Below are 13,006 nucleotides of genomic sequence, written 5' to 3'. Positions count from 1 at the left end.
GGCATATTTGTTGTCGGCCCAGGCATAGGTACCGCCAGCGCCGATGCCGCCCCAGGTCCGGTCATTGTCGGTGTCAAAATCGACGCCCGCCACATTGACCGACGATCCACCCAGCATCTCCTGATAGAGATTGGCAATGCCGTAGACGGTAGTGTTGACCATCAACCCATCCTCGCCCTTCCAGCTATTGGCATAGTTGGCGGCAAGGCCGAGCCGTCCGATCAGGCTGTCGCCGTCATGCAGGCTGACGCGGCTGTCCCATGCATCGCGGAAGCTGTCGGCATTGATCGATGAGTACATCAACTGTGCCTGCGGGGTCAGCGACCAGTTCTGGTCGATGGCGATCCGCTGGCCTGCTTCGATGCTCAGGGCATAGCCGGTTGCCTTGCGGCCATCGGCAAGACCCTGATTGGCGGTCCAGGAAGTGAGATCGCTGTCGAACCACGTGACCTGCGCCTGACCATCGACATAGAAGCCGGAATTGCCATACCAGGTGGCGGTTGCGCCAAGGCTCCAGCCATCGGTGCTGATCGCACCATCGCCGTGGAAGGAGGACACATCACCCTTGGCATGACCATATTGACCGGTGATACCGGCGATCAGCTTGCCACTGTCGCTCTCATAGAACTGGCCGTCGACACCGGCCTGCATGATGAAGGTGTTGATGTCCTGCTTGCCGCCGGTAACCGTCCGCGGTTCAAGGCGGTTATGTGCGCCTTCGATACGCGCCCACACGCCCTTGTCGTCAACGGCGGCACCTGTGTTTTGACCACTCCTGTAGCGCTCGCCCACACGTTCCTGCAAGGTCGGCAGCTTGTTGAGCGCCTGCATGTTCTGCAGATAGCCTTCATAGACGGGAACCGACGGGCTGTAACGCGCTGTTGGCGGCGGGCAGCTGCTTGTCGAATTGCAATCCGGATCGGCAGGATCAATTTGCTTGATCTCGCTCGTCAGGTACCAGTTGCCGTCGTTCGGCGTATTCATGCCTCCCTGTTGCAGCGTATAGGCATAGGCACCGCCGTGAATCGCCTGCTTGCCGTCCTTGGTGACAAAGTCGCCCAGCAGCGAGAAGGTGCCTCCCGACTGGCCGCTGACATCTACAATTTTGATGCCGTTGACTGTCTGGGCGCCCAAGCCTCCCTGACGGACAATCGCAACCTGCGTTGTACCGGACGTGCTGCCCCTTACCATGAGACGATCGGTTTGCGAATTATCGCCGCCAAGCACGGTCGCCATGGAGAGCGTGCCGCCATTGCCGGTGTAATCGCCGCTGATCGTGAGCGTTGTTCCCGGCTTTTCGCCAAACCGCACAAGACCGGCATTGGCCAGTGACTGAAGCGTCTGGTCATAACCGTTCAGATCGACGGTTGCGCCGCTCCGGACACTGACAGCCGATGTCGGGCTAAGAGCATTGGCCGCTCCCGCACGCAAGGTGCCGCCTGATACATCGGTATTTCCCGTGTAGCTGTTGATGCCAGACAGGGTTTGAGTGCCGCCGAGAAGCGCTATGCCTCCCGCGCCCTTGATCTCTCCGGCAAAAGTACCGGATGCATTGGTCAAGGTCAGCACCTCAGAGCCAAGTTCGACCACACCAACGCCGGACAGCGATTGGATCGATGCGCCTTGCAGGGTCCCTGAAATATCGAACAGGCTATCAACCCGCACCTCGGAAGAAGCGGCAATGCTGCCGGAACCAGTGAGCGCAAGCGTACCCACTGCGACTGCGGTCACACCGCCATAGGTGTTGACACCCGTAAGCTCCAATATGCCATCACCGGTCTTGTTCAAGCCGCCGGGACCGCTGATCGCGCCATTGGCGGTCAGGGTGGTGGCGGAGGCAGTGTCGAAAACGGCATCGCTGTTGAGCACCATATCACGGTCACTGGCGAAGCTTGCCGTTGTCCGCAACGTTCCGCCGTTGAAGGTAAGGATGCCTGCCACATCACCCAGACTTTCGTCCTGTGCGATGGATAGAATGCCGGATGTCAAAGTCCAGGGCGTAACCGCCGTCGTAGCGCCTGTCAGCGTCCAGCTGCTGGTTCCGGTCTTTTCAAACTGACCGAAACCGCGATACTGCGCATTGTCGCCAATGCTCGTTACGTCGAAGACGGCATCCGTGCTTCCGCCCAACATCAAACGGTCTGCGGTGCTGAACGCCTGAACATTGCCTGAAATGTCAGAACTCGACCATAATTCCAGAGAGTTGGTGCCTCCGGTAAAGGTAATCGCATTGGCCTGCGGACGGTTTGCGGCTGTGCCGCCAGCGAGGGCGCCGGTGATGCTCCCGGCGTTGACAACAGCCATGTCGGCGCCTTTGATGCCTTCGCCGCCCAAACCTGGCTGCCCGATAGTTGGGAAGCGCGTAGAACCACCCGCGCCGCCGCTGATACTGCCGCCCAAAAGATTGGTTACGGTTCCGCCATTCAGCAAGACAACGCCAGCACCGCCGCCACCGGCACCCTGCAAATTGGCCCCGCCGCCGACGCCGCCAGCAACGGAACCGCTATTGAGCACATTGCCTCTTGCGGACAGAACGATCGCCGCCGCACCACCGCCGCCGCCGGAATTTCCACTATGTCCACCAGTACCGCCAACAACGGTACCGCCAGCGTCGATCTTCACATTGCCGCTGGAAAAAATGCCGACACCGCCGCCGCCGCCACCACCCGCTCCAAGCGCCGTGGTGTTAGCGCCGCCGCCCGTGCCGCCTGTGACAACACCACCGTTTGCAACCGTCAAGTCCGCGCTGGCGCTGATGCCGACGCCACCGCCGCCGTGCCCGCCCGCGGAAACATTGCCTGGATCCCCCGCTGAACCTACCGCTACCGGCCCCAGATGCCCGGTACCGCCGGAAACGGATGTCGTGATCGTCGTTTGGCTGGTGACCGCCTGTCCCATGACGCCCGTAGCGCCATAAGATTCAGCTTTCGTACCATTAGATGCAGCGCCCATGGAGCCGCCATGCGCGCCAAAACCTGTTTCCAGATTGACGCCGCCGCCGCCGCCCCCGCTTCCGCCGCCAAATGTTCCCGCCGATCCATCCTCGCCGATCGCGCTCGCCTCAGAACCGTCAACGCCCCCTTTTCCCCCGGGGCCTGCGCCCACAATCGGCCGCACCCCGCCATAGCCGCCATCTGCAAATGCAGTGACAGGCGCAATAAAGCAGGAAATGGCTAGCGCCGTGGAAGATATGCCCCCCAACAAGCTGCGGGATGTGAGATTTATAACGCGTTTTGAATGAACAGACATGGCCCTACCTTGCCCAGTAGGCACCCATGTTGCCGCCTGGAACAGTCTTCATTTCGAATGTGAAGAGATGCCAAGGAGCACCAACTTGCTCCAAACGGTAATCACGTTGAGAATCGCCCCCAGTCCCCTTCAATGTGTATATATAGATGAGTAATGCTTACAGAATATTGATAATACTTGACCGAGCTCAGGACATTTTGCCGCAACAAAAGCTATTCGTTCAAATATTTCAGAAGGATGCCACTTTAGTTCACAATTTCCCGTAAAAATTGGAATTTAATTTAATTCACTATACTGCCTGCAATACTCATCAATACACTTCTACACGCCTATAGATAGTAAAAATCCGCGTGGAAAATCGCCGAAATCCGGCGGAAACTGGTCATTTATGTCTCTAAACATCCGGGGCCGGGCCTCCTATTCTACAACCTGTGATACGCTACTGGTCGTTGATGACCAGGTTGCGCCTGACCAGCGCTTCCTGCGTTTCCGCACAGACTTGCGACAGGTGCGACAGCAACGCATGTGAACTGGCCACAATGGGACGGTTGATGGGCCGCAGCACCGACAGGACGAAATTTTGCGACGGCAGAAACGGCTTCAGCACCAGCCCCTGTTTTTCATAACTCAGTGCCGTCAGCGGATTGACGATCGAGATACCGAGCCCTTTGAGTACCAATTCGCAAACACTGTGAGCCGATTGCGTCGACAGGAACAGCCGCCGGTTGGTGCCGGCCATGTCAAAGACGCGCTCCACTTTCAGCCGATAAGGATCGCGCGCGCCCAGGCTGATGAAATTGAACCCTTCAAAGTCATTGGGTTCAAGATAGTCCTTCGTTGCCAGCGGGTGATCGCCGCGCATGACCGCCACCAGCTTGAAAGTCCACAACACGCGCGAATCCGCGTCATTCTCGGTATAGATGTCCTCGATAAGGCCGACATCAAAATTGAAACCGGAGATGCTCGACTGGTTGCGCGGGTCAACCGTGCTGATCTGAAGAGTGAGATCGGGGTGGGTTGCGTTGAGCCGCGCAATCGCTTCCGGCAAAACGGTCTGGGCAAAGGCTGGCAATGACGCGACGGTCAGCACTTCATCCGAGGCTTCGCGCAGGCGCGCCACGTAATCATTGATACGGTCAAGGCCGATAAACGACGCCTGCACTTCCTGAAACAGTTTATGCGCGCGGGCGGTCGGCACCAGACGCTGCAACCGGCGTTCAAACAATGGAAAGCCGATATGTTCCTCCAGCCGCGACAGCTCTCGTGTGATTGTCGGCTGGGACGATCCCAGCGCAGCCGCAGCCGCGGTTACGGTGCCGAATTTCATCGTGGCACGGAAAATCTCCACCTGCCGCAGATTGATATGGTTCTTTTGCAATGCACTGCCCTTTTTCGCCCAAGCGCGAGTTTTCAACCCGACTTCATATCGCACATGCATAATGTTCCAATGCGATTTCTATATCAAAATGTAAAATTCCTTGGCTTAATCGGCCAAAAGAAAAAGGGAGCAACATGAGCGGCAACGTTCCTATTTCGGGGATTCATCCAGCCTCGCGCGCGCTTTCAGAAGCGCTTGCGCAGACCGGCGGGGCACTCGACGCAAGCAATGTCGGCGTTGCTGCCTGTCTCTACGATGCGCCGTTGCGATCCGTCGATCCGGGCCGGATCACCGATCTGGCATGGTTCGGCCACCAGCCTTCCAAAGCCTTTTATCCGGCCAGCGTCATAAAGCTGTTCTTTCTCGATGCCCTTGCCGCGTTTCGCGCGCAGGGATTGGTGGAGGAACATCCCGAAGATGACCGCGCTGCCGCGCAAATGATGGCCATTTCATCCAACGAGGCGACCGTTTATCTGGTTGGCCGCCTTACCGGCGCCTATGATGGCGGGCCGCTGTCCGGCAAGGAGCTGGATGACTGGTGTGCAGCCCGCCAGCGGGTGCAGCAATGGTATTTGGCGCAGAACCGGAGCGAATTTGCCGGTATCAATGTTCTGCATGGCACCTATGAAGATAGTCCTTATGGGCGCGCCAGGCAGATTCGCAACGGTGAAAACGGCAATGTCCTGACGCCGCTCTCGGCACTTGCGCTGATGCATGACATTGCGCGCGGTGTGCGCGAGCGCTGCGAATGGATGCTGGGGCTGATGAACCGCGAATTTCAGCGTCGTTGCGACACGCTGCCGGAAGGCGATCAGGTGTCAGGCTTTCTGGTGGAGGGCCTGCCACAGAATGTCAGGACATGGTCGAAGGCCGGGCATACTTCATGGACGCGCCATGACCTCGTCTATGGGGAAACGCCGGACGGCAGGAGTTTCGTGCTCTGCGTGATGTGCGACGGCCACTGGCCGGCGGATGACAAGACATTCCTGCCCAATTTCGCGCGGCTCTTTTACCGGCACGCCTATCAACAATAGCCCGAACCAAACCAATCAAGCAAAATGGGGAAAAAATGAATTACCGTTCCATATTGAAGACCGCGCTTCTCGCCGCGACGTTGTTTACCGCCGTTCCAGCCGCACCGTCCTGGGCGGACGAACCGATAGCGGGCGGCACCCTGCATCTGGCCGCACCCTACGGGGCCGCGTTGAAATCGCTTGATCCCCATGCCACCTACAACTCACAGGACATGGTGGTCTCCAAAGCCTTCCATCGTTCGCTTTACACCTGGGATTCAGCCAAGAACGCGCCCGCGCTCGATCTTGCCGAGCTGGTCAGCACCAGCGAAGATGGCAAGACTTTCACCTATAAGCTGTTCGACAATGTGTTCTTTCACAATGGCCGCAAGCTGACCACCGACGATGTCATCTGGTCCTATACACGCATCATGGACCCGGCCAAGGGTTTCCCCGGTGCAGTGCAGGTCGGGACCCTGGCAGGCGCGCAGGAATATTCGAAGGGCGAAGCCAAGGAAATCAGCGGCATCAAGAAGATCGATGATCGCACCTTCTCGCTGACGTTCAAGGATCTGACCGATCCGGGCACGCAGTTCTTCGAAGCCATCACCGCGATCCTGCCGAAAGAAGAAGTGGAAAGCGGCAACTTCCTCACCCATCCGGTCGGTCTTGGACCTTTCTCCTTCGTCGATCATGTCGAAGGCTCGAAGATCTCCGGCAAGAAATTCGACAAATATTACAAGAGCGGCAAGCCTTACGCCGATGCGGTAGAGTTCACCATTTCCGGCGACAACAGCGCCCTTGACATGGCATTCCGTGCAGGCGAACTGGATGCCACGGTTCTGTCTGAAAACGCCTATGTTCTCTACAAGGCCGACCCGGAACTGTCCAAGGGGCTGATCGAGGTTTCGGAAGTGTTTACCCGTCACATGGGGTTCAACACCGAGAAGAAGCCGTTTGACGATGAGCGTGTGCGTCAGGCGATCAATTATGCGGTCGACCGCGATATCGTTATCCGCAAGCTGCTCAAGGACAAGGCCTATAAGGCCACCGGCTGGCTGCCTGCCACCTCCCCGGCCTTCGACAAGGACCGTGTCCCTTACGCATACGATCCAGCCAAGGCCAAGCAATTGCTGGCAGAAGCAGGCTATCCCGATGGCTTCGAAGTGACCGTTTCGGTTACTGACGGTACGTCGAGCCTGGGTGTTTTGGAAGCGATGCTCCCGTTCCTCAAGGAAGTCGGCATCAATGCCAAGGCAAAGGTGGTGGATTCGAACACATTGGTTGACGAGATGAATCAGGGGACGGCGATGGCCTGGTTCCGCTCCGCAGGAACGGGTCCCAACCCGCTGAATGCCCTGCGCTGCTTTGACAGTCGCGTCAGCCGCGCGGGTTGCAACCGCAGCGCCTTCAAGGACCCGGCCTATGACGCGATGCTCGATGCGGCGGCAGCCGAAACGGATGCCGCCAAGCGTATCGACCTTCTCAAGAAGGCTGACGGCTATATCTTTGAAAAAGCTCCGGTGTGGTTCAACAACTACAACAAGGCGGTGGTGGCAACCCAGCCATGGATTCATGGCGTCGATGCCAATGTAACCGAAGCCGCCATCATCGAGGTGGATCAGCTCTGGCTGGATGATAACGCGCCGGGGCGCTAGAGCGCATCCCGAAAAGCGCGGCACGCTTCAAGCGTTCGCCAGCGGCCTGTCCTGAGGCGGGCCAAAACACACAACAGGCTGGTCAGCCGGGTCGATCGTTCCCGTCGGCCGGCCTGTCAAAACCACACGATCCGCGGAAATTGACATGGTTATGGTGATTGGCAGGCGACTGCTGCAGGCGCTGGTTACGGTATTTGCCGCGATAACGCTGATCTTCTTTCTGTTTGGCGTCATGCCGGGCACATTCGTTACCTCGCTTGCTGGCGACAAACGCGATATCGACCCGGCAGTCGTCGAGCGCATCGAAAAGGAGCTGGGCCTCAAGGACCCGGTCATCACGCGGTTCGGCAATTATATCGGCGGCCTTGCCACCGGCGATCTTGGCAAATCTTTTTCCACCCAGCGCCCGGTCACGGCCATGCTGTCGAGCCGCATCGCCGCATCGTTCAGGCTGGCGGTTGCGGCCATTGGCTTTGCCGTCCTGATCGGGTTGCCGCTGGGCTTTCTGGCCGCAGTGCGTCAAGGGACATGGCTCGACACTTCGGCCATGATCACAGCCGTTTCCGGCCTGTCACTGCCAGGTTTCTGGTTTGGCCTTTTGGCCATGTACTTCATATCGCTCAAACTCGGCTGGCTACCAACCTTTGGCTATGGCAACGGAAACCTCAGGAATCTGGTGCTGCCCGCCATCACACTGGGCATCGCCCCCATGGCGCTTCTGGCACGCACCACCCGCGCTGCCGTTCTTGAAACGATGAATGCGGATTTCGTGCGAACGGCCAGATCCAAGGGCAATTCCGAATTCCGCATTGTCACCAGGCACATGGCGCGCAACGCTTTCGTGCTGGTGCTCACCACGATCGGCCTGCAATTCGGCTCGATGCTGGGCGGTTCTGTCGTCATCGAAAATCTCTTTGCGTGGCCCGGCATCGGCTCCCTGCTGACCCAATCGGTTTCCATGCGTGACATTCCGGTGGTGCAGGGCTGCATTCTGGTGATCGTGCTGTTCTTCCTGGCCATCAACACGCTTGTCGACATAGCCTATCTGCTGATCGACCCGCGCATCCGCTATCGCTGAGCCGCCATGAACAAACGCAGCCTGCCAACACCGTTTCAATTCCTACAGGACAGATAGCATCGATGTTCCGCTCCAATCTCGTCATAGGCATGACTATCTTTCTCACCCTTGTGCTGGTGGCGTTGCTGGCGCCATGGATCGCCCATTACGATCCGGTCGGCAATTCCAATCTTCTCAATGCGGAAGAGGCGCCCGGTGCGCAATTCTGGTTCGGCACTGACGAACAAGGCCGCGATATCTTTTCACGCATCGCTTATGGCGCGCGCATCTCGTTGCTGATCGGGCTTGCCGTGCAGATGATGAATACCTGCATCGGCGTCCTTCTCGGTCTTTCGGCTGGCTATCTCGGCGGCTGGTGGGATGAATTCGTGCAGGGACTTACGAATCTCATGTTGTCCATTCCGACCATCGTCTTCGCCCTGGCATTGATGGCAGTGCTCGGCCCCGGCCTGATCAGCCTGCTGATCGCGCTCGGCATGACCGATTGGGCCTATAGTTGCCGTATTTCGCGCGCGCAGGTGCTGACCCAGAAATCGCAGAACTATGTTCAGGCAGCCCGCACCATGGGCTTTGGCAAGTTCTACATCATGCTGAGGGAAATCCTGCCCAATATTGCCGGGCCACTGATCGTGGTGGCAACCATGGGCATCGGCTCGGCCATCATGGCCGAAGCATCGCTGTCCTTCCTGGGACTGGGAGTTGTGCCTCCCGCGCCAAGCTGGGGCGGCATGCTGGCCCGGGCGCGGGAACAGCTGATGGTCGCGCCGTGGGTAGCCATATTTCCCGGCATGGCGCTGTTCATCACTGTTCTGGGTTTCAACATGCTGGGAGACGGCTTGCGCGATCTCCTGGACCCAACGGGGAGGTCGAAGCGCTGATGTCCGACGATGCAGTGTTGAAGGTCGAAAACCTTTCCATCGTGCTGAGTGCCAGGGGACGCGATTTCCCTGCCGTCAATCAGATCGACTTTTCCATCAAGGCCGGCGAAGTGTTCGGCCTGGTGGGAGAATCGGGATGCGGCAAGAGCCTGTGCGCACTCACCATTGCCGGTCTTCTCAGCGCCCCCATGAAGGTCGCGCAGGGGCAGGTTCTGCTTGAAGGACAGGACATCAACCGCCTGTCCAACCGGGACCTTCGGCGCCTGCGCGGGGACCGGGTGGCCATGATCTTTCAGGAACCGATGACCTCGCTCAATCCCCTGATGACGATCGGCGACCAGATTGGCGAAATGTTCGTCCTGCACAAGGGCATGAGCGCCCGGCAGGCGCGCATGAAGGCCATTGAAGCCCTTGAACAGGTGCAGGTGCCAAGCCCCGAACGGCGCATCAAGGATTATCCGCATCAATTGTCCGGCGGCATGCGCCAGCGCGTCATGATCGCCATTGCGCTCGCCTGCGATCCGGCCCTTCTGATCGCCGACGAGCCGACCACGGCGCTGGATGTCACCATTCAGGCGGAAATTGTCGAGCTTATCCTCGATCTGTGCACGCAGCGCGGCACAGCGGTGCTGATGATTTCGCATGACCTTGGTCTTGTGGCGCGCATGTGCGACCGGGTCGCGGTCATGTATGCCGGCCATATTGTCGAAGAGCGTCCGGCGAGCGAAATTTTCGCCAGTCCGCATCATCCCTATACGCAGGGGCTGGTTGCCTCGTTGCCCCGGCTGGGCCGCCGCCTGCAGGAAGGCCGCACGCCGCTGACAGAAATCAAGGGCATCGTTCCCGGTCTGATGGAGCGCGATATCGGCTGCGGTTTCGCCTCGCGCTGCACGCGCGCCAGCGAGGAATGCCGCCAGATCATGCCATCGGTCACATCGCTTGGCGACGGCGGCTCAATCAGGTGTTTTCATCATGACTGAAACGAAGACGGGCTTGCAGCCCGAACCGCAAAACACGCAATCCCGATCAGCGGAGGTGCTCGCCGTGAAGGACCTCAAGGTTCACTACGGCGTCCGCGACGGCTTTCGCAAAAAGCTCCTGAAAGCTGTCAACGGCATTGATCTTTCCATCCGCGCCGGAGAATGCCTTGGTCTGGTCGGAGAAAGCGGCTGCGGGAAATCCACCCTCGCCAGCGCTATCATGGGGCTGGTTCCCATCACTTCCGGGTCGGTCTGCGTGGCAGGCCAGGATGTGCCGACCGCAGTGAAAAACAATCCGCTGGCCCAGGCCCGCAATGTGCAGATGGTGTTTCAGGACCCGTTCGCGTCCCTCAATCCGCGCCGCTCGGTCCGCGAGGCGCTGGCTGCACCGCTGCGTCTTCACGGCATGAAAGACAGGGCCGAGATTGAAGCCAATGTGATCGACATGCTGGCCAAGGTCGGCATGAAACCGGAAACGGCTGACCGCAAGCCGCACGAATTTTCCGGCGGCCAGCGGCAGCGTATCTGTATTGCGCGCGCGCTTATCGTCAAACCTAAGCTTTTGGTCTGCGATGAGCCGGTTTCAGCACTTGACGTGTCGATCCGCGCACAGATCATCAACCTGTTGCTGGAGCTGAAAGACGAGCTTGGCATCGCGCTGCTGATGATCTCTCACGATCTGGGAGTGGTCGAACATATGAGCGATCGCATTGCGGTCATGTATCTTGGCCGCATCGTCGAGGAAGGCATCTGGAGCGATATTTTCACCAATCCGCTGCACCCCTATACGCAAGCCCTGATTGCCTCGATCCCCGATCCGTTGAATCCCGCGAAGCGCCAGCGCCGCATGCAGGGCGAAGCGCCCTCCCCGCTCAACCCGCCATCCGGCTGCGCCTTTCATCCGCGTTGCCCATCGGCATTCGACATGTGTCGCACCGGCGACATCCCTGCCTTCACCCATCTGCGCGAACAGGCCAGCCATCGTGCCCGTTGCCATCTGTTAGAGCAAAGCTGATCCCATGCATCAAAATCCGTTTATGGTCGGAACACTTGAACAACCCACCATCGTTGTTCGCAGCGGGCATGATCCGCACAACCCGCATATAGGGCTATTGTCGATCGGCGACTGGACGGTCAAATGCGCCATTGGCCGCAACGGCCTGATTGACCCTCAGTTGAAGCGCGAAGGCGATGGCAGGACCCCGCGAGGCCGTTATCCGCTGCGCTACGGGTTCTATGATCCGTCCGTATTCGGTGATGAATTGCGCAATGTCGAATTTCCATTTCTGCCGAAACCGGAAAACTATCGCTGGGTCGAAGACAGCGATAGCCCGTTCTACAATCAACTGGTCTTCGAAACCGATACCTCGCAGCCCTCGCGACGCGGTGAAGCCCTGTTCGACCTGATCATTCCGATTGGCTGGAACGATGCGGTGCCAGCTGCCCGCGGCGGTTCAGCCATATTTATGCATGCCGCGCGGCCGGATTTCAGCGGAACCGCCGGCTGCGTCGTGGTCGCCCATGAACATCTGCGCGAACTGGCGCATCGGGTATCTCCCGGCATGGTCATAGACATCGCGTCGATTCATGACCAACCAACGGCCTTGAAACCGCTTGTCGCCAAGCCGGTCCAATCGATCGAAAGCGTCACTTTCCATGGCTTGAAGCCGGGGCCGCGCCTGATCGTCACCGGTTCCGTTCACGGCAACGAACCTTGCGGCCCGCTCGCCATCAGCCGGCTGATCCAGGAATTTCGCACCGGCCAGCGCCAGTTGCAACGCGGCACCGTCACCTTTGTACCGGTGGTCAATGGCCTCGCTTTCCGCAACAACACGCGCATTGGCGAACGCAATTTCAACCGCAGGCTGGCCGAAAGCGCCATTCCACAGGACAATGAGGATCGCATCGCCAATGTCCTCTGCCCGCTCTTGCGTGCCCATGACGTGCTGATCGATCTGCACTCTTTCAGTTCTGAAGGCAATGCTTTCGCGCTGATGGGGCCAGAGAACAATAATGGCGACCTTGAGCCATTCGCCCATGAGCAGGCCGAGGGAAGACTGGCAAAGGCGCTTGGCCTGCCGCTGGTCGTCTATGGCTGGCTGCCAGCCTTTGAAAAGGCCAACCAGCAGAAGCGGGAACTGGGCGTAACCGAAGACCTCTCGCCATTGCTCGGTGTCGGCACCACCGAATATATGCGCTTTGCTGGCGGCTATGGCGTGACGGTCGAATGCGGCCAGCATCTTGCTCCCGAGGCGCCGCAGGTCGGATATGATTGCGTTATCAATGGCATGATCACGCTCGGCCTCATCGCCGACGAACCGGCGAAAATGCCTGTGCCGGCAGTGCTGGAAATTGCTGACGCCATCATGGCGGAACATGAAGACGATCACCTGATCAGGCAATTCAAGGCAGGGGAAGCAGTCGGGGCCGGTGAAATCATCGGCAAGCGGGCTGATGGCAGCGATATTCTCATGCCCTATGATGGAGCCATCATTTTCGCCAGCCTGACATCGCCAGTCAACACTGAGCTTTGTTTTGCGTGCAAATGGAGCACGCGCTTGCGGGATAATCAATGACGTGACGGCTTGGAAAGCTCCCGCCCCCGGATGCTGTCAGCCCCGGTCGCCATAAAGAGCTCGATCATCACATCACCAACTTCGGGCGCATGGCTCCCGAAGTTGAAACTGCTCTATCCGTTTGTTTTTGCCACATTATTCTACGCATCAAAGCGGAATCCGAAATCAGCCCAGTGGGCTGATTTCCCCGCGTAAG

Annotated in this window: 9 protein-coding genes; 7 read left to right on the top strand and 2 right to left on the bottom strand. The window is 58.7% G+C overall.

Features of this window, described 5'->3' with window-relative positions; all coding sequences use genetic code 11:
- Both AC0TOF_RS08365 and AC0TOF_RS08360 read right to left on the bottom strand, forming a co-directional pair.
- Positions 1–3,105 (bottom strand): autotransporter family protein (locus AC0TOF_RS08365; protein ID WP_473767872.1); only part of this gene is annotated, 3,105 nt, incomplete at its 3' end.
- A gap of 583 nt (positions 3,106–3,688) precedes the next feature.
- Positions 3,689–4,663 carry a LysR substrate-binding domain-containing protein gene (locus tag AC0TOF_RS08360; protein WP_473767871.1) on the bottom strand — a complete coding sequence of 325 codons (975 nt, stop codon included), beginning with the start codon at positions 4,661–4,663 and terminating at the stop codon, positions 3,689–3,691.
- 98 nt (positions 4,664–4,761) lie between these two features.
- Here AC0TOF_RS08360 and AC0TOF_RS08355 point away from each other — a divergent pair, with 98 nt between their 5' ends.
- From AC0TOF_RS08355 to AC0TOF_RS08325, 7 genes are all read left to right on the top strand, one after another.
- Entirely contained in the window at positions 4,762–5,661 is a 900-nt protein-coding gene (locus tag AC0TOF_RS08355; RefSeq protein WP_473767870.1) for a serine hydrolase, read from the top strand.
- Positions 5,662–5,696: 35 nt separating this feature from the next.
- The gene (locus tag AC0TOF_RS08350) at positions 5,697–7,298 is read left to right on the top strand and encodes an ABC transporter substrate-binding protein (protein ID WP_473767869.1); all 1,602 of its coding nucleotides are present in this window, start codon (positions 5,697–5,699) and stop codon (positions 7,296–7,298) included.
- 145 nt (positions 7,299–7,443) lie between these two features.
- Positions 7,444–8,376 carry an ABC transporter permease gene (locus tag AC0TOF_RS08345; RefSeq protein WP_473767868.1) on the top strand — a complete coding sequence of 311 codons (933 nt, stop codon included), beginning with the start codon at positions 7,444–7,446 and terminating at the stop codon, positions 8,374–8,376.
- Between the two features lie 62 nt (positions 8,377–8,438).
- Complete coding sequence (locus tag AC0TOF_RS08340) at positions 8,439–9,254, top strand: ABC transporter permease (protein ID WP_122000974.1); 816 nt, start codon at positions 8,439–8,441, stop codon at positions 9,252–9,254.
- Complete coding sequence (locus tag AC0TOF_RS08335) at positions 9,254–10,234, top strand: ABC transporter ATP-binding protein (protein WP_473767867.1); 981 nt, start codon at positions 9,254–9,256, stop codon at positions 10,232–10,234. Before AC0TOF_RS08340 ends, AC0TOF_RS08335 begins: the two co-directional genes overlap by 1 nt.
- The gene (locus AC0TOF_RS08330) at positions 10,227–11,249 is read left to right on the top strand and encodes an oligopeptide/dipeptide ABC transporter ATP-binding protein (protein WP_122000972.1); all 1,023 of its coding nucleotides are present in this window, start codon (positions 10,227–10,229) and stop codon (positions 11,247–11,249) included. The genes AC0TOF_RS08335 and AC0TOF_RS08330 overlap by 8 nt, the downstream gene beginning before the upstream one ends.
- A 22-nt stretch (positions 11,250–11,271) precedes the next feature.
- Positions 11,272–12,810, top strand: coding sequence for a L,D-transpeptidase family protein (locus AC0TOF_RS08325; RefSeq protein WP_473767866.1), 1,539 nt, complete (start codon positions 11,272–11,274; stop codon positions 12,808–12,810).
- Positions 12,811–13,006: the final 196 nt, after the last annotated feature.

It is taken from the genome of Ochrobactrum sp. PL_is501, assembly GCF_055816895.1.
Note: the sequence above shows the minus strand (reverse complement) of the source record. Positions and strands in the feature narration are given on the sequence as shown.

What these genes read in the sequence shown, in the direction of transcription:
- AC0TOF_RS08330 (WP_122000972.1), top strand. Translation starts at nt 10,227, where the DNA reads ATGACTGAAACGAAGACGGGCTTGCAGCCCGAACCGCAAAACACGCAA.
- AC0TOF_RS08340 (WP_122000974.1), top strand. Translation starts at nt 8,439, where the DNA reads ATGTTCCGCTCCAATCTCGTCATAGGCATGACTATCTTTCTCACCCTT.
- AC0TOF_RS08345 (WP_473767868.1), top strand. Translation starts at nt 7,444, where the DNA reads ATGGTTATGGTGATTGGCAGGCGACTGCTGCAGGCGCTGGTTACGGTA.
- AC0TOF_RS08335 (WP_473767867.1), top strand. Translation starts at nt 9,254, where the DNA reads ATGTCCGACGATGCAGTGTTGAAGGTCGAAAACCTTTCCATCGTGCTG.
- AC0TOF_RS08325 (WP_473767866.1), top strand. Translation starts at nt 11,272, where the DNA reads ATGGTCGGAACACTTGAACAACCCACCATCGTTGTTCGCAGCGGGCAT.
- AC0TOF_RS08350 (WP_473767869.1), top strand. Translation starts at nt 5,697, where the DNA reads ATGAATTACCGTTCCATATTGAAGACCGCGCTTCTCGCCGCGACGTTG.
- AC0TOF_RS08355 (WP_473767870.1), top strand. Translation starts at nt 4,762, where the DNA reads ATGAGCGGCAACGTTCCTATTTCGGGGATTCATCCAGCCTCGCGCGCG.